17 protein-coding genes are annotated in these 17,580 nt (G+C 47.2%); 11 read left to right on the top strand and 6 right to left on the bottom strand.

The genetic code is table 11. The features are described from left to right. The first annotated feature begins 2 nt into the window (after positions 1 to 2). On the top strand, positions 3 to 1,070 hold the full coding sequence (locus BMZ54_RS07875; protein WP_089908809.1) for a glycoside hydrolase family 43 protein: 1,068 nt from the start codon (positions 3 to 5) through the stop codon (positions 1,068 to 1,070). Further along, positions 1,070 to 2,554, top strand: a complete 1,485-nt coding sequence (locus tag BMZ54_RS07870) for a carbohydrate-binding protein (RefSeq protein ID WP_089908806.1) — start codon at positions 1,070 to 1,072, stop codon at positions 2,552 to 2,554. Before BMZ54_RS07875 ends, BMZ54_RS07870 begins: the two co-directional genes overlap by 1 nt. Before the next feature lie 94 nt (positions 2,555 to 2,648). Here BMZ54_RS07870 and BMZ54_RS07865 read toward each other — a convergent pair whose 3' ends face one another. Beyond that, positions 2,649 to 3,206 (bottom strand): hypothetical protein, encoded by a 558-nt coding sequence (locus BMZ54_RS07865; protein ID WP_089908803.1) that lies wholly within the window; start codon positions 3,204 to 3,206, stop codon positions 2,649 to 2,651. A gap of 110 nt (positions 3,207 to 3,316) precedes the next feature. Here BMZ54_RS07865 and BMZ54_RS07860 point away from each other — a divergent pair, with 110 nt between their 5' ends. From BMZ54_RS07860 to BMZ54_RS07835, 6 genes are all read left to right on the top strand, one after another. Beyond that, the gene (locus BMZ54_RS07860; RefSeq protein ID WP_089908800.1) at positions 3,317 to 4,081 is read left to right on the top strand and encodes an NAD(P)-binding domain-containing protein; all 765 of its coding nucleotides are present in this window, start codon (positions 3,317 to 3,319) and stop codon (positions 4,079 to 4,081) included. Positions 4,082 to 4,195: 114 nt separating this feature from the next. Further along, positions 4,196 to 4,528: an ArsR/SmtB family transcription factor gene (locus tag BMZ54_RS07855; RefSeq protein WP_089908798.1), complete on the top strand. Its 333-nt coding sequence runs from the start codon at positions 4,196 to 4,198 to the stop codon at positions 4,526 to 4,528. 61 nt (positions 4,529 to 4,589) lie between these two features. Further along, positions 4,590 to 5,432, top strand: coding sequence for an arsenite methyltransferase (locus BMZ54_RS07850; RefSeq protein ID WP_089908795.1), 843 nt, complete (start codon positions 4,590 to 4,592; stop codon positions 5,430 to 5,432). 9 nt (positions 5,433 to 5,441) lie between these two features. Next, the gene (locus BMZ54_RS07845; RefSeq protein WP_202909179.1) at positions 5,442 to 5,930 is read left to right on the top strand and encodes a GNAT family N-acetyltransferase; all 489 of its coding nucleotides are present in this window, start codon (positions 5,442 to 5,444) and stop codon (positions 5,928 to 5,930) included. 10 nt (positions 5,931 to 5,940) lie between these two features. After that, a complete protein-coding gene (gene arsB / locus BMZ54_RS07840; protein ID WP_089908789.1) occupies positions 5,941 to 7,020 on the top strand; it encodes an ACR3 family arsenite efflux transporter in 1,080 nt (359 codons plus the stop codon). 5 nt (positions 7,021 to 7,025) lie between these two features. Next, positions 7,026 to 7,790: a metallophosphoesterase family protein gene (locus BMZ54_RS07835; protein WP_089908786.1), complete on the top strand. Its 765-nt coding sequence runs from the start codon at positions 7,026 to 7,028 to the stop codon at positions 7,788 to 7,790. 2 nt (positions 7,791 to 7,792) lie between these two features. On the opposite strand, the gene BMZ54_RS07830 is transcribed toward BMZ54_RS07835, so the two are convergent. The 3 genes from BMZ54_RS07830 to BMZ54_RS07820 all read right to left on the bottom strand — a co-directional run bounded on the left by BMZ54_RS07830 (position 7,793) and on the right by BMZ54_RS07820 (position 11,723). Further along, entirely contained in the window at positions 7,793 to 8,446 is a 654-nt protein-coding gene (locus BMZ54_RS07830) for a DsbA family protein (protein ID WP_162277496.1), read from the bottom strand. A 28-nt stretch (positions 8,447 to 8,474) separates the two neighbouring features. Then, on the bottom strand, positions 8,475 to 9,473 hold the full coding sequence (locus BMZ54_RS07825) for a manganese catalase family protein (protein WP_089908780.1): 999 nt from the start codon (positions 9,471 to 9,473) through the stop codon (positions 8,475 to 8,477). 180 nt (positions 9,474 to 9,653) lie between these two features. Further along, positions 9,654 to 11,723 carry a PAS domain-containing sensor histidine kinase gene (locus BMZ54_RS07820; RefSeq protein ID WP_089908777.1) on the bottom strand — a complete coding sequence of 690 codons (2,070 nt, stop codon included), beginning with the start codon at positions 11,721 to 11,723 and terminating at the stop codon, positions 9,654 to 9,656. 230 nt (positions 11,724 to 11,953) lie between these two features. Between BMZ54_RS07820 and BMZ54_RS07815 the strand changes: the two genes are divergently transcribed. The 3 genes from BMZ54_RS07815 (at position 11,954) to BMZ54_RS07805 (ending at position 14,261) form a co-directional block, all read left to right on the top strand. Then, a complete protein-coding gene (locus BMZ54_RS07815; RefSeq protein ID WP_089908774.1) occupies positions 11,954 to 12,151 on the top strand; it encodes a DUF2188 domain-containing protein in 198 nt (65 codons plus the stop codon). Between the two features lie 115 nt (positions 12,152 to 12,266). Further along, positions 12,267 to 13,148: a helix-turn-helix domain-containing protein gene (locus BMZ54_RS07810; protein WP_089908771.1), complete on the top strand. Its 882-nt coding sequence runs from the start codon at positions 12,267 to 12,269 to the stop codon at positions 13,146 to 13,148. A gap of 132 nt (positions 13,149 to 13,280) precedes the next feature. Further along, entirely contained in the window at positions 13,281 to 14,261 is a 981-nt protein-coding gene (locus tag BMZ54_RS07805; protein ID WP_089908768.1) for an aldo/keto reductase, read from the top strand. Between the two features lie 272 nt (positions 14,262 to 14,533). Here BMZ54_RS07805 and BMZ54_RS07800 read toward each other — a convergent pair whose 3' ends face one another. Together BMZ54_RS07800 and BMZ54_RS07795 are read right to left on the bottom strand one after the other, a co-directional pair. After that, a complete protein-coding gene (locus tag BMZ54_RS07800) occupies positions 14,534 to 16,264 on the bottom strand; it encodes an alpha-L-arabinofuranosidase (RefSeq protein ID WP_089908765.1) in 1,731 nt (576 codons plus the stop codon). Between the two features lie 37 nt (positions 16,265 to 16,301). Then, a complete protein-coding gene (locus BMZ54_RS07795) occupies positions 16,302 to 17,561 on the bottom strand; it encodes a glycan-binding surface protein (protein WP_089908763.1) in 1,260 nt (419 codons plus the stop codon). Between the last annotated feature and the right edge of the window lie 19 nt (positions 17,562 to 17,580).

Raw genomic sequence — 17,580 nt, 5'->3', positions numbered from 1 at the left:
TTATGAAAACCATTTCTACGATCCCCTCTTTTTCCGTTACCCAACTTCTGAAAAAAAACATGCTTTTAAAATCATTGCTTACCCTGTTATTAAGCGCTCTGCTGCATTCCCTGCCAGCTTTCAGCCAGGTTACCAATCCCCGCACGCTCCCGCAGGAATGGGGAGAATATGGTATTGGAGATCCTTACATCCTTAAGTTCAGGGGCAAATATTATTTATACTGCAGCACACGTGATGACCAGGCAGGCGTTAAATGCTGGAGCAGCTGGGACCTGGCTAACTGGAACTATGAAGGACTATGTGTATCCAGCACCGTTACCATATCCCAGGGAGCCTATGCTCCTGAGGTAATTTACTGGAACGGTAAATTTTACATGTATACATCACCGGCAGGTAATGGCCATTACATTCTGTCGGCCGACAGCCCCACAGGTCCATTCACGGTGCAGACGGGCAACCTGGGCCATAGTATTGACGGTTCTGTATTTACAGATGATGATGGACAAATGTATTTCACCAACGCAGGTGGCAGCGGCATACAAGGCGCTACCATGAGTGGTCCCTTATCCATCGGCACAGGAAACACACTAAGCGGTACATCGCTTAACGGCTGGACAGAAGGCTCCACCATCTTTAAACGCAATGGGGTTTATTACATCACCTATACCGGTAATCATGTTTTCAGCAGGGGATACCGGGTTAACTATGCCACCGCCACCGCACCATTAGGCAGCTATACTGCAGGCACTGACAATCCGATTTTACTCAATACGGAAGGTGCTTTCTTTGGCCTGGGCCATAGCGGTGCTGTTATAGGTCCTGACCTGGATACCTGGTTCATTGCCTATCATAACCTGCTAGGTCCCAGCACTATCGTAGGCCCTAATAGAAAACTCAATATTGATCCTATGGGCTTTAACGGCAGCAAGCTATTAGTATATGGCCCTACAAACTGGACGCAGCCCTCTCCCGCCTTACCCACTTTTTATGACCGTTTGACCGGACAGCTATTGGCAGCGGCTGGACAAATATCAATGGTGGTAACTGGGGAATATACAACCAGGAGCTGATGTGGCAGGATAATAAAGCCACCCTGCAATGGTACCGGCAGGTTACAACGGTTACCGCTGCGGCCAACTATACGGCAGAATTTAACATGAAAGAAATGAGCCGGGGCGGAAATGATGCCCGCTTCGGAGCCGTGTTTTCTTATATGGATGAAAATACTTTTGGATCGGCATTACTGAGCAGCTTTAGTAATACGCTGGAAACAGATATAAAAGTGAACGGAGCATCTACTGGTGTAAATTCCATTCCGCTGCCTGCCGGCTGGGATTATCAGAAATGGCATGTAATACGGGTAGAAAAAGAAGGCAGCACCTTCAGGATCTATGTAGATGGCATGCTGAAATCGACCCGTACGGCTAACATTACTGCTGCCGGCAAGATCGGCGTAACTACCTATAACGATCACGCTGGTTTCGGATACACGGCCTTCAGCAACCGGGTAAATGGAAGCGGGGTATTTAGTTTTAATAAACCTGTTCCGGGGACCATTCCTGCGGTTCATTATAACGAAGGAGGCGAAGGAGTTGGCTATCACGATCTCACCAACGAAAACACCGGCGGTAAATACCGCTCAGACAATGTGGATATACGCGACTGCGAAGAAGGTGGGGAAAATATCGGCTGGAACCAGACCGGTGAATGGTACCAGTACAATGTGAATGTACAATCAACAGGCCCCTACCATCTTGGTTTGAGGTATGCCACTACTTTCACTTCCTGCAAAGTACGCGTTTACTGCGACGGAGCGGATGTTTCCGGGATTGTTGTTATCCCTGCTACAGGCGCCTGGAGCACCTGGCGCACGGCTGTCTTAAAAAATTTAAATCTTCCTGCAGGCAATCACACCATCCGGCTGGAAACTGTTGAAGGTGAATTTGATTTCTCCACGCTGAAATTTGAATCGGGGACCACTACCCTGCCCAGTGGTTCAGATAACTTTGATTCCGGCAGCTTCTCTGGTTTATGGAATTATGATAACGGAAGCTTCTCTATCTCATCCGGCAGGGCTGCTATTAATGGTTTTGGCAAACGGGCCATGGGAAATGTTGGCTGGACGGATTATACCGTTGAAGCAGATGTGCAATGTCCTTCAGCAGGAAATGGTGGGCTGATCTTCCGCGTGCGTAACCCGGCCGCAGGGGAATTTGGTACATCCAACGCCGTTAGCTCTGATTACCTGCAGGGTTACTACGCAGGTATTGAAGCCGGTGGCATTGTGCTGGGTAAACAGAACTACAACTGGACCACTCTTGCCTATCAGGCGCAGGCGCTTAGCGCCGGGCAATCCTATAAGCTCAGGGCGGTGCTAAATGGCGCTAACATAAAGATCTATCTGAATGATATGATAACGCCGGTCATTGATTATACCGATCCCGCGCCGATCATAAGTGGTAAAGCAGGTATCCGGGCGCATGCCGCTGATATGTCCTTCGATAATTTCCTGATCTTTTCAGGAACGGGAATGACGTTGGTGTCTGCTAAATAAAAGAACACAACCCGCGTGGAGCTATTGCTTACGCGGGTTGTACTTTACTCTCTTTACAACAGGCACGGGTGCACGCCGTAAGGCTGATCTTTGCCTAGATCCTTACTATTAATTTTAATGTTTTTAAGTCGTAAAGCAGTACCTGGCTTTTGTCTGTCTTATCGTATTTACCATTATTATTGGTGTCGGTATGACCCGCAATAACAATCGTTCCTGTATGGCGATTGATCAACCAGGTCCTTACGAAAAAATTATCTTCGGTTAATTGTACTTTTTCCTGTCCGTCTGTTGAGAGCATAATGATCTGGGTGGGGTCATCCCAATCAATGCTTTTGTCATTATTAAGGTTTACCGTACGGGCTGTTATCATTACCCTGTTAATTTGAAAACTATCTATTTTGATCTGCTCGATCTTCTCTATGAAGCTGCCTTTGGGAAAATCAATTTGTTTTGACTGCCCGGTCCTGGCGTTTATGAACAACAGGGAAGTACTATTTGTGGTATACATTTTCCCGGTATTTTCAATGGTTGCAAGCACATAATCTGTTCCATCGAGCTCTGTGAGCTTATTAAAGTAGACGTAATTGTATTTGTCCTGCCCGTAAGCGGAGATTGTGAGTACGGAGAGTAGTAGGATAATGATATGCTTCATTTTATGAGAATTGGGTTTTGAGTGACTGAATAGTTAGCTAAGACGATTGGGTGAGGGAAAAGTTGCAGGTTGGGGAAAATTAAAGAGATAACAATAACTTTAACACAAAAATGCAGATCGGTTTTATCGGTGTCGGAAAAATCACCAACGCTATCGTAGAAGGATTATGCACTTCCTCCATCGAAAACACGCAGATATATCTTTCGCCCCGCAATGAAGCCAATGCGCAACGCCTGGCGGAGAAATACGCACAGGTCCGGCGGATGGAAAGCAATCAGCAGGTGATCGATCAATCGGATATTGTTTTTATAGCTGTGAGGCCCGCTGCTGCAGTGGAAGTGTTGCGCACGCTGGTGTTCCGGGAAGAACAGATCGTGGTATCGCTGGTACCCCTGCTGAAAAAAGCTGAGCTGCTTAATGCGGTAGCACCGGCCACCCAGGTGGTCCGCGCCGTTCCCACTCCAACTGTTATGCAGCATACGGGACCTATTCTTCTCTTTCAGGCCAATGACACCGTAATACAGCTGTTTAGCCATTTAGGCCAGCCATTACAGGTAACTGATGAACATCAGCTGCATGCATTGTGGACACTCACAGGACTCATTACCCCATTTTATGACCTGCTGCATGAGCTTAGCAGCTGGACCATTGCCAATGGTGTAGATGCCACAACCGCCAATCAATACATTGCTGGACTGTTCCAGGCGCTCTGCCTTGCTGCACAACAGGACAGCTCCATTAATTTTAAAGAACTGGCTCAACATGCAGAAACACCTAACGGAATGAATGAACAAGCCGGCCGGGAGATCAGGGAAAAAGGCGCACATGAAGCCTACAGAATTGCTTCGGATAATTTGTTGAAGCGGTTTGAATAAGAAGTAGTGCAGATAGATGCAGATTGTTTCCCTTTCATTTCCCAAACACTATAAATTTTTATTTGGTGGTCTCAACAACACATCGTAATATTGCGATATTACAATAAGGAACCAATGGGAGCTACTAAAACAGACCTCTTCACGAAACAACAGAATGATATAGCCATCATGGCCAAAGCGCTGGCTCATCCGGCCCGTATTGCCATTTTGCAATACCTGGTTAAAAAGAACGCCTGCGTTTGCGGTGACCTGGTAGATGAGCTGGGGCTGGCACAAGCCACTACCTCCCAGCATTTGAAAGAGCTGAAAACAGCCGGTTTAATACAGGGCACCATTGAAGGCGCCAGCGTTTGCTATTGTATTAATCCCAAAGTATGGAAACAATACCAGCAGCTGTTTGCAGGTTTCTTTAAAGAAGTTGATCTCAACGGCCCCTCCTGCTGCTAAAAATTTTTTACTCATATCAATCGCAATATTGCAATAATAAGATAATAAAATACGACCTTTTATGGCTACAGATGATCAAATAAAGGAAATGGTGCAACAGAAATACAGCGAGATCGCCTTGCAGGAAAAAGACGTTAACCAGGCTTCCTGCTGCGGTTCCGGCTGCTGCTCCACAGAAGTATATAACATCATGAGTGATGACTATTCCAACCTGGAAGGTTATAATCCTGATGCGGACCTGGGCCTGGGCTGCGGCCTGCCCACACAGTTTGCCCGGATACAAAAGGGCAACACCGTTATTGACCTGGGCTCCGGCGCCGGTAACGACTGCTTTATAGCCCGGCAGGAAACCGGAGAAGCGGGAAAAGTGATCGGCATAGATTTTACGCCGGCCATGATAGAGAAGGCCCGCGCAAACGCTGAAAAACTGCAGTTCAACAACGTAGAGTTCCGCCAGGGCGATATTGAGCACATGCCGGTTACCGCCAACACGGCCGATGTAATTGTAAGCAACTGCGTATTAAATTTGGTTCCTAATAAGGATGGTGTTTTTAAGGAGATCTTCCGTGTGCTGAAACCCGGTGGCCACTTCAGTATTTCCGATATTGTGCTGGATGGCAACCTGCCGCCCAAAATACAGGCAGCGGCTGAAATGTACGCCGGCTGCGTATCCGGGGCTATACAAAAACAGGATTACCTGGCGTTGATAACAAACAACGGCTTTACCGGCATCACCATTCAAAAGGAAAAAGTAATTGCTATTCCAAATGATATACTGGCCCAATATTTAACCGTGGATGAAATAGCGCAATTTAAAACCAGCCATACCGGCATTTATAGCATTACGGTGTATGCCGAGAAACCGGCCGCTGCCAGCTGCTGCGGTCCCGATTGTTGTAAATAAATAAGCACTATGCAGATCATACCAATGTCAGCGGATCACTGGCCGCAGGTAAAAGCAATTTATGAAAGTGGTATTGCTACCGGCAATGCCACTTTCCAAACCGCTGCACCGGAATGGGAAGAGTGGGATAAGGCCCATGTAAAAACCTGCCGGCTGGTAGCTATTGAAAACAGCCAGGTAATAGGCTGGGCCGCCCTTACAGCGGTATCTGGCAGATGTGTGTACGCAGGTGTAGGAGAAGTGAGTGTATATGTACATGCTGATGCCCGCGGCAAAAATGCCGGCACGCAGCTGCTGCAGGCTTTAATAACAGCAAGTGAAGCCAACGGCTTCTGGACATTACAGGCCGGTATATTCCCTGAAAACATTGCCAGTATAAAAGTGCATGAGAAATGCGGGTTCCGTTTAGTGGGGCGCCGGGAAAAAATAGGGCAAATGAATGGCCTTTGGCGGGATACACTGTTACTGGAACGCAGAAGCCTTACAACGGGCAACTAAAATAAAATGCATGAGCAATCAAAATTGTAATCCGGCACAGCGGAAAAAATTAGGTTTCCTGGATAGGTATTTAACCCTGTGGATCTTCCTGGCAATGGCAGCAGGGATCGGTTTAGGCTATTTTTTTCCGTCATCCGCTACCTTTATCAATTCTTTTTCCACCGGCACCACCAATATACCGCTGGCAGTGGGTCTCATTCTCATGATGTATCCCCCGCTGGCAAAAGTCCGGTATGAAAATATGGGAGAAGTATTTAAGAACACCCGCATACTCTCTGTATCCCTCGTCTTAAACTGGATCATTGGGCCCATCCTCATGTTTGGCCTGGCAGTATTATTCCTGCATGGGTACCCTGAATATATGACCGGCTTAATACTTATAGGGCTTGCCCGTTGCATTGCAATGGTTATTGTATGGAATGAGCTGGCAGATGGTAACCGGGAATATGCCGCCGGGCTGGTAGCATTAAACAGTCTGTTCCAGGTGCTGCTATATAGCGTGTATGCATATGTGTTCATCACCTGGCTGCCCACTGTTTTTGGTATGAAAGGGATCACCGTTCCGGTAACCATTGCTGCAATAGCCAAAAGCGTAGCTATATACCTGGGCATTCCCTTCCTGGCCGGCATTGTGAGCCGCTACGGCCTTATAGCCATAAAAGGTGAAACATGGTTCCGGGAAAAATATGTGCCGTTCATCTCCCCTGTTACATTGATAGCCCTGCTGTTTACCATTATGGTTATGTTCAGCCTGAAGGGAGAGCTGATCGTACAGATCCCGCTGGATGTATTAAGAATAGCAGTACCGCTGGTAATATACTTTGCCATCATGTTCCTGGTTAGCTTCCTGTCAGGGAAAGCAATGGGCGCAAACTATTCACAAAACGCTTCTATTGCCTTTACAGCAGCCGGTAACAACTTTGAGCTGGCCATTGCCGTAGCTATTGGTGTATTTGGCATCAACTCCGGCCAGGCATTCGTAGGAGTAATAGGGCCCTTAGTAGAAGTGCCTGCCCTTATAGCACTGGTAAACGTTGCATTCTGGTTAAGAAAAAAATATTATAACAAACAAACATTACAAAGCGCCTGATTAAAATGAAAATTGCACTCTTCAGCGACATTCACGCAAATTTACCTGCACTTGAAGCTTTCTTTAAAGATGTGGAGATCCGTAAGCCCGATGCCATCTATTGCCTGGGCGACCTGGTAGGCTACAACATATGGCCCAATGAAGTGATACAGGAGATCCGGAAACGCGGTATTCCCACTATTGCCGGCAATTATGATTTTGGTATTGGCCGCAGCAGCAATGATTGTGGCTGCGCGTATAAAACAGATGATGAAAAGGCAAATGGCGCCATTTCCATATCATTCACCAATGAAATTGTAAAACAGGAAGAACGCCAGTACCTACGTACCTTACCGGCCCACATTAAAGTAGAATTTCAGCTGAACAGCGATAAGCTGAACCTGTTGCTGGTGCACGGCAGCCCCCGGAAAATAAACGAGTATTTATTTGAGGACCGGGACGAAAAAAGCCTGCTCCGGATCATGCAGGATGCTGACGCAGATGTGATGTGTTTTGGCCATACCCATAAACCTTATCATAGAATTATTGCCGGAGAAGAAAACCATTTCCGCCATGCCATTAACATTGGTTCTGTTGGCAAACCAAAAGACGGTGATCCCAGGGGCGGTTATGTGTTACTGCATATTAATGAGCACAGCAGCATTTTAGATAAAGCAACTGTGCAGGCAGACTTTATCCGTTTCTCTTATGACGTTGAAAAAGCAGCAAAAGCCGTAGAGGCCAGCCCGTTACCCAATGCATATGCAGAAAGCCTGCGCAAAGGCGTATAACATCAAAGGCTTGCTTTGCCTAGCAACTTTGCAATACTGGATTCCAGCACCTCATAGGGCCGGTAACCGGTTAGCAGCAGCTGGCTGGTACTGTTGGCAGACCTGATCAGTAAAGAAGGAAAACGGGATATATTCCGTGCTTTTACTTCTTGCAGGTCCTTTTTAAAACTTTCCAGCACCTCCGGCAGCTCCAATCCGTGCTCAAAAGCAGCTGCGCTAAACAGCTGCGGATCTGCAGCTTCCGTTTCCCTGGCAATTGCTATTAATACTTCCTTACGGGCAATGTTCCGCCCATGGACCATAACAGCAGCCCTTACGTTTTCAAGGTAGCGCTCAGCGGCTAATGCCAACTGCTGTTCTGCGCATTTAACTGCCAGGCAGGCGGGGTATGATGATGCCGGCGGATCCGTAAACCAGATCCTGTCATTTAAAGAACAGCCGGTGAGCTGCTTTACTTCTGACCACACCGGGCCCATTTGAACCGGCTTACTAACAGAGCGGACGGTATCATGATAATGCTCCCAGCTGGAGAGCATGCCCCCCATACAATAACGGATATGCAGCTCGTAACGCGGATCTGCGCGCAGCTGCTTCCAGACAGGCTCAAATGCCCAGCTCCAGCAGCAAAGCGGATCAGTATAATAAGTGATATCCAATCTGCTCTGCTGCTGTAGGGTTTCTGTATTATTTTTTGGTTGAAGTCTTTTTTCGGCTGCCACTGCTTTTAGATTGATCTTCTAATTCCTTTTCTGACTGGCTCCATACATTTACACCTATCGGCACCGCCATTTTTATTTCTTCACTGCGTTCCTGGCTCAGGTCCTGATCCAGCTGGCTTACCCCTTCCAACGTTCTTTCTGTTCCTTCCGGCTGCACATTCAGCAATCCATTTGTTTCAAGCACATATTTTACGGGATCATTAATGAACTGCCAGGTTTCACCAAACTGGGTGCTTTCGCCCTCATTCCATGGGCCTCTTACATCGGCGCCGCTGGACATGTTAAAATACAGGTTACTGTAGCGCGGATCAGATTGTAACACGCCCGGCGGGAAGTTAGGCTGAATGGAATCCAGCGCTGCTTCAAACATTTGGAAGTGGGCCACTTCGCGCGTCATCAAAAAGTTCAGCGTATCTTTTACATAAGGATCATCTGTGAACTGCAACAGGTATTCGTAGGTTATCTTGGCCCTGGATTCTGCTGCTATATTAGAACGCAGGTCTACAGTCAGATCCCCGTTACAGTCGCCATTGATATAGGCTGCGCTCCAGGGAACGCCCTGGCTGTTGGTGTATGCCGGGCCTCCCCCGCTGGTTGTTAAGAACTGCGGAGCAACCAGGGCCTGGTGTATGAATTGCTCTTTGGCTTTTTTACCATCCAGCAGCTGCATAATTTCTGATTCATCTGCAGCTTTTTTCAGATCGCCATTGATACCTTGCAGCAGCATTTGAATAGTGGCGCCAACAATTTCCAGGTGGCTAAACTCCTCAGTGGCAATATCCATTAAAAGGTCGTACTTATCCGGGAACGGGCTCCTGGCGCCAAAAGCCTGGCCAAAGTACCTTAACGCGGCTGCTAATTCTCCATTAGCGCCGCCAAATTGTTCTAATAATAAAGTAGCAAAAGCTGGGTCGGGCTTGCTAACCCTTGCATTATACTGCAGGTCTTTTACGTGGTAAAACATATAACTGGATTTAGTTGCGAAAAAAGATTTGCTTACAGTGTCAGTTACGCAAATAATGTTCCTGCACACCTCTTAGTTACAACGTTTCCAATTTCATGTATAAGCCACGTAGAAATACTTTCCCAAGTAAGGCATTACTTACCCGGTTACATTGCAGCAATGCCTCATAAGATTAGGTAATTACCAGGTTGCGGCTGCTTCCTGGTTCATGGAAAACACCGAATAGCTTACGGGGAAATAGGTGTAAAAGCAGGCGCCCTTGCCCGGCTCGCCGGTTGCCCGTATAAATCCTGAATGGTTTTTCATTATTCTTTTACACATGGCCAGCCCAATACCGGTGCCTTCATATTTATCTCTTGCATGTAATCTTTGAAAAATAGCGAAGATCACCTCTGCGTATTGCTGTTCAAAGCCAATACCATTATCCTGGAACGATAATTCAAGAAAATATTCGTGCTCAAGATCAGGAGGTGAGTTTTTAATATCTTCTTTCCTCAAAAACTTTGAAGCGATCTTAATTACCGGTTGCCCATCACAATACTTTAAAGCGTTGCCCAAAATATTTGTAAACAGCTGGCTAACCAGGTCCGGGTAAACGTCAATAGCAGGAAGCGGCTTATGCAGGATGATCGCATTCCGTTCCAGGATCATCAATTCCAGGTCAAAACGTACGGATTCCAATACCTTATTCAGATCCGTATGTACCTTGTGCTTTACTTTATCCAAACGGCTGTAATCCAGTATAGATTTGATGAGCATGCTCATCCTTTTAGCGGAGATATTGATCTTTGGAAAATACTTATCTATAACTGCCTGGTTGTTGGGATTGTTCTGGATGATGTCGGTGAAGGTTTGAATTTTCCGTAATGGTTCCTGCATGTCATGTGAGGCAACATAGGCAAATTGTTCCAGCTCCCAGTTCTTGTTCTCCAGCTGCATTACATAATCCTTCATCTTGTCTTCCGCAAACTTCCGTTCTGTAAGATCGCGGGTTACCTTTGAATATCCAATGATCGAATTATCCCCGCCATGCAATGCGGTTATGGTAATGCTTCCCCAGAACCGGCTACCGTCTTTCCGGACGCGCCATCCCTCATGGGTGGCTTTTCCGTTCTTAGCTGCAATCTGAATCAGCTTTTCAGGTAACCCGGCCTCTTTGTCCCTGGGTGGGTAAAAAATGCGGAAATTAACGCCTATAATCTCTTTTGCCTGGTAACCTTTGATCCTTTCTGCCCCTATATTCCAGCTGATCACATTTCCCTCCTCGTCCAGCATAATGATCGCATAGTCCTGTACTTCCTGCACCATTTTATGATAACGTTCCTCACTCTTCCGCAGCTCAGCAATACTCCTTTTCAATTCTTCAGAGGAGCGTTTCAGCTCGTCATCAATTAATTTCTTTTCAGTAAGATCGCGGGTAACTTTTGTAAAACCTATAACAGTGCCATCGCCTGCATGCAATGCGGTTATTACAATGCTTCCCCAAAAACGGCTACCGTCTTTGCGAACGCGCCACCCTTCGTGTTTTGCACTCCCGGTATGTCTTGCGCACTCAATTAATTTCTGGGGCAGGCCGTTTGCCTTATCGGGGGCCTCATAAAATATCGAGAAATGCTTTCCGAGTATTTCTTCAGCTCTGTATCCTTTGATCTTTTCGGCGCCTAAGTTCCAGCTTCTGATCACGCCATTTGCATCCAGCCTGATGATCGCATAATCCTGGATCTCTGCAATCATTCCCTGATACATTTCACCACTTTCATTAAGGACCTGGTTATCATTGCGCAGCTGCGTTGCGCCGGATTCAGAACGTTCCGCTGCTGCTCTTTCCAGGCTTAGGTCCAGCGCTAGTTCAGAGAATCCCAGCAGCTGTCCTTTTTCATCATAAAGGGCTTTCACTGTTATCTGGCCCCAGTATTTTGAGGCGTCTTTACGTATACACCATCCTTCATAAACGGCTTTACCATCCAGCATGGAGGTTTTCAGCAGATTAGCCGGAATGTTCGCTGCCCGGTCTTCGGGTAAAAAGCTTATATCAAAATACTTACCTATGGCCTCTGACCTGCTGTATCCCTTAATGATCCCGGCCCCTTTGTTCCAGCTTTTTATAATCCCTTCCTTATCAAGAAATATAAGGGCACACGTTTCCTGCTCCTCCACAATTTTTTGAAAAAGCCGTTCTTCATTTGTCTGACCAGCCGTTTCATCCTGAAAAGCTCCTGTATTATCTTGTTTAGTGTTTATGGTACCCATCTGTAGTCTATACTAAGCACTTTATCGTATTTGAAGGAGGCTACAAGTCAACAAGCCGGATGTTTTCCCCTCTATATTAATATACCAGTATGGAATTCTAGCAGAATCAAATATAGTAAAAAATAGAGAACCCTTCAGTCAGTCCGCCGCTGAACCATTGAAAGCAGGACCATGAGCCACGCTTTAATGGCCCGGATTTGGCTGTAAGCTAAGATATCAAAACACATTTTATGCCATGGTATAATGGAGATTATCCGCCGTCCTATAAAAATCAGCCGGTGGCGCTGCGCAAAAAGGCTGTTGAGATCGCTAATAAGCTCCTGGAAAACGGCGCTGAAGAAGGAGTTGCGATTGCTACCGGCTTAAAACAGGCGCGGGCGCAATTAAAAAAAGAAAAACAATCGCCGAAAAAAGATCTTCACAAATAAACCCACTGCATCGCTCCGTGCAGATAATTATACTTTACAGGCGCTCAAAGGCCCGGAAGCATGCCTGCGCCCTTTATTGCTTTTATTTGAGGTTTGATTTACTTAATTTTGCCGGATGGCAATCCGGCACCTACCTGAAAATTCAGCATTTAGTACTGCAGATCTAAGCTCAAAAGGTTTTAAGGTCCATGAGATCTCAGGAGCTGTAGATACCCTGCATAATCACGCCAGGCGGGATTATTATAAAGTAGTGCTGGTAACCGGCGATATGATCCTTACCTACGGCGATCAAACCATCGGCATAAATGGCACTATCTTATTCTTCGCCAATCCCCATGTTCCACATACTGTGGTGCATCGCTCCAAAGAGAAAAAAGGCTATGGCTGCCTTTTTACCGAAGCTTTTATTGCGGGCCGGGAACGCGCGGAGATCTTGCAAAATTCCCCCCTGTTCCGCATTGGCGCCAATCCTGTGATCCCTGTTAACAGCGAACAGGCGGCATTTTTGAGTAGCCTTTACCGGGAGATGCTGGCTGTACACCGTAGTGATTATGATTATAAGAACCAGCTGCTCAGGAGCTGTATAGAGCTTATCATTCACGAAGCATTGAAGATCCAGCCATCCCAAAACGGGCTAAAGCAAAAAAATGCAGCTACCCGGATCACCCATCTGTTCATGGAATTACTGGAAAGGCAATTTCCGGTAGAAAGCACCGGAGATCCGCTCAGGTTAAGAACCGCACAGGATTTTGCCAGCGCGCTCTCAGTACACGTGAACTACCTTAACCGGTCGGTAAAGGAGCTTACCGGCAAACCTACCTCTGTACACATTGCGGAACGTATTGCCGCAGAAGCAAAAGCCCTTTTGCAGCATAGCAACTGGAGCATTGCGGACATTGCCTACGGCCTGGGTTTTGAATACCCCACCTATTTTAATAACTACTTCAAACGGGTAACCGGCGCCACACCTAAATCGTTCAGGAAAAGAAAAGTTTGAAAGTCATACTTTTTGGTTTGATTCTCTTTTAAAAATGAGCCCCCTTTAATTGAAACTTTGTATGCATAAAAATTGAATGAAGACGGTCATGAAGACTGCGCTGCACTTTAAATTATTATAAATACAAGCATCATGAAAAAGAGAAAACTGAACGGGCTGGAAGTATCTGCAATCGGCTATGGCTGTATGGGACTTAGCATGGGATATGGCACTGCCCCGGAAAAAGAGGAAGCTATCCGGCTTATTCACCAGGCCTTTGAGCTGGGCTGTACCTTCTTTGATACTGCTGAACTATATGCAATGGGCGCAAATGAGCAGCTGCTTGGTGAAGCATTAAAAAACATCCGCGGCCAGGTGGTTATTGCAACCAAGTTCTTATTTCAAAAAGACTGGGAAGGTAATTCCCGCACGCGTTTAATGCAGGAGCTCAGAAACCGCTTAGAAGGTTCTTTAAAAAGGTTAGGCACTGACCATGTTGAGCTTTATTACCAGCATAGAGTGAACAAAGATATCCCGGTTGAAGAGATTGCATACTGCATGGGCGAATTGATCAAAGAAGGCAAGATCCTTGGCTGGGGCCAATCACAGGCAACAGCAGAAGAAATAAGACGTGCACATGCAGTTACACCATTAACCGCCATACAGAACGAATACTCTATTATGGAGCGCAGTTCTGAAAAAGAGGTGATCCCCCTGTGTGAAGAGCTGGGCATCGGTTTCGTACCCTTTTCCCCGTTAGCAAACGGATTTTTGTCAGGGAAAGTGGATCCCAATGCCCAATATACCGGGCTGGATGCACGAAGAGTGATCACCCGGTTCGACAGGGATAATATGATTGCCAACCAGCCGCTGCTGGATCTGCTGCATCAGTTTGCAGCGGCAAAGCATGCTACACCGGCGCAGATCTCACTGGCATGGATGTTACATAAGAAAGATTTCATAGTGCCTATTCCCGGTTCGCGAAAGCCCGCACGCGTGGAGGAAAATTTTGGGGCAGCAGCTGTAACACTCACTGATGGGGAGTTTGCTGAGATTGAAACTGCGCTTGAAAAAATTGAAATTCATGGTAACCGTACGGATGAAGATATTGCAAAGCTAAGATCCCTTCAATAAAAGGAAGCAATAAACGGAAAGAGGGTGTACAAGACACCCTCTTTGATACATCCTCTTAGTCATTCATTGGTTCCAAACAGGGCCTGGTAAAACGATCTGCCTGGCCCGTATAAAAATTGGCCAACGCTCACGCATAATCTGTTATTGCAGAGCTTGTTGTTTTTGTGTTAGCATTTTTTTTAATAACTTATAGCTTCCTTATTAAGTTAAGGAGTATAAGGATAGCTATCATGCTCAGGTATCAACCTGGGCAATTTTAAACTACCCCATTCTTATCTTTTATCAATCACCATACATACTACCCCCATGGCAGGGACTTTAACCCTTACACCATTTGCGGCAGCAGCAGAATATGGTTTTAAAGCAGCATAGTTTTCGGGCCCGCCAATTTCGCCGGCCGGCCCCTGGCCATTTACCAGCACCTTTCTTGAAAAGTTACCGGCACCGCCGGCCAGCTCATACCAATAGTAACGGCTGCCGGCAATAAAATTCTTAAAGGACAGCTGAATATCCTGCGCAGCAGCTGACTTGTTAACCAGGGTAACTGCTACCTCTCCTGAGCTAAAGGTAGATGCGTAGCTTTCAACATCCGCGCTGCCGGAAACCGTTGAATTAATAAAGCGGTCGCCCAGGCAGTGCTGAAAAAAATACAGGTAATAAAAGGCCGGCCGTGGCGCCCACTTAGCCTCTCCGGAAGCCCCTTCGCCCTGGCTGAACAGGCCATGATCATTCCCGTTATTCCAGCTATTGGCAAGGTCCCAGCGGCTGGCCATACCAAACTTGTTTTTCAGTAATTCCCCCAGCACCATAACAGCGTGTATACCGCTCACCTGCGATACCATTTGCTGTGAGCCGGTAGCAAAAATATTCCATTCCGTTAAGGCCAGCGGCTTCATGGGAACGCCGGCATTGGTCACAGCAGCAGTGACATGCTGCATCATTTCAGCCGTCACTGAATGGGCCGAGGCCAGGATCTCAGCGGGCGAAGAATTGGTTTCATAGGGCGTATAATAGCTGTGCACAATAAAGAAATCAGCCGCATTACCTGCCTGGGTCAGCACGCCTGTATTCCAGGTTTGATCTGTTTGTGTTTGCCAGGTTGCTGCCGGTTTTTCCAGCAGCTGCGCACCCACAAAGATGGTTTTCCCGGTGGCTGCTGCCGCCTTGTGCATGGAATCTGCAAAAACTTTAAAATGCCGGCCATACAGCTCCCCGGTGATCAGCTGCGGCTGCCCGTCTTTATTCTGCGACAGGTCTATCCGGTAGCCGGCCTGCCAGGTGCCGTTGCTTTCATTGCCTACCTCCCAGTATTTCGTACGCCCGTTATCGTAACGCACCCATTCTGCGGCAAGATGCGCTGCTGCAGCTACCGGGTCATTTGATGTTCCATAACGTGCATAGCTGTAGTTAACGGTGATAATGCCCTGGTTACCTGTTTGTGCCAGCATGCTATAATAGCTGCTGAGCGACAGTGTCCAGTCAACGGTATTACCGCCATACCAGTATCCTGCATCACTGCTTACCCCATCTGCATTCAGCAGGTTTGCAGGCGCATCGGGCGGCGGATTGCCGGGGGCCCGGTCCCAGAAATAAACACTGCTGATGTTGCCCCCCGGAAAACGTATAATGCCGGGATGCAATTTGGTAATATGGTTGAGCAGCGTGGGCTGGTTAACCATCTGCGACATATATGGATTGCTATTGTTGCCAAACAGCGCCGGCGATATTTTTGTAACCACCGTGGAGGCATCCAGCGTTACATTAACGGAAGCGGCAGCCGGAATGCCCGTTTCCGTATAAGCGCCGGCTGTAAAGCTTTTGGGTGCCCATTCATTCAAAAAGAAACCAATGGACTTTTCTGTTTCAGGATCCGGGGGAGTGACCACTTTTGTGGTGACAGTGTCCGTATCTGTTTTAGTGCTGTTGCTGCCGGTGGTGCGCTTACTGCAGGCAGCAGCCGGCAGCAGCACTGATAAGAGTATCAGCCGTGAAGAAATGCTCATATTTAACCTCGCTGTTTAAATAAATGCCCGTTTTATGTTACTTTATTTTTACGATCCTGAAATTGTCAAAGGCAGCGTTAAACACCTCTACCGGATCGCTTTCCGTAACAAAGCGGTAGCCGAATGAAACCACCCCGTTTGCGCCCAGCACATCGCCCATAACAGCTGCGCTGGCGCCGGTACCTTCCACACCGCTTTCAGCTTTTTTAAAGCTGCTGATGGGGATGGTCACGGTCTGCCATTTGTTATCAGTGCTAAAAGCCTTGTCGGTAGTACTTTGCCAGGGCATATAACGATAAGCAAAGCCGCCATCTCCTTTCAGCCGTATAATGCAAATGCCGCCCTTCCAGGCTTCTTTTGTATTTATTTCAAACTTCAGCGCATAACTAGCTGCAGGCTGACTCATAACTGCAGCGGTGAACAGCGGCACATCACTAAAATTACCGGACCGGTTGCCATTCCACCAGCCACCATCATTGGCCCCTACCCCGCCAAAAATATTCTGCAGGTAATAGCCGCGTGTGCCGGGAAACAGGCTGGCATCATTGGTTCTGTTGGCGCCCCACCAGCCCCAGTTGAAAACAGCGTTCTCCCCGGCTTCCCCTGACGCGGTAAGGTTGCTGATCACATCCCCGCTTTGGTAATCGTTTAAAGGGCCGTTAGACATCGCTGTTCCATATTTGCCCTGGATCACTAAGCGGCCGGTATCCGTACCCAGGCTGGGCATTACAAATGCCAGGCGTGTACCCTGCACATTTGCGTTAAAGTCTTTGACCTCCCGGTTACCGGGCAGCGTAATTTTCTCAATCAGCCAAAGGCTGGATCCCCACACAATTACCGAATCCCCGGCCAGCGCATTTTCATTGGAAACCTCGTCAATGGACGGTGGGGGAATATCAACAACAAATGCGTAAGAAGTTTGCCCATGCGTGGTAACGATCCGGATGGTATTGGGCACCTTAGGATCTGTTGCCTCTGTAGGCGCATTTGCCGGGATGTTTACGATCAGGTGCGTAGAGGTGTTATAGGTAGGGTTAAAGTACGCGGACGTTTCGTTAAAGAAAACATTCGTAATACCATCCAGGTTCTTACCCGTGATCAGCAGCTGGGTGTAGGGCAGCGCTTTTGTAAAGGCACTGTCCACCTTTGAAGAATCCAGCAGGCTCACCTTTTCAATCATGGGCGGTCCTGAAACATTATCTTTTTTACAGGCCCCCATCAGCAGGCAGCCCGCTAACAGTGTAACCATTAACGTTAGCAGCCGGCCTTTGAATATATTTGAATTATAACGTGTCATAATTATTGCTTTTATGCTG

Source organism: Chitinophaga rupis, from assembly GCF_900109685.1.
Lineage (GTDB): Bacteria > Bacteroidota > Bacteroidia > Chitinophagales > Chitinophagaceae > Chitinophaga > Chitinophaga rupis.
This window is presented reverse-complemented; position numbering and strand designations above follow the sequence as displayed.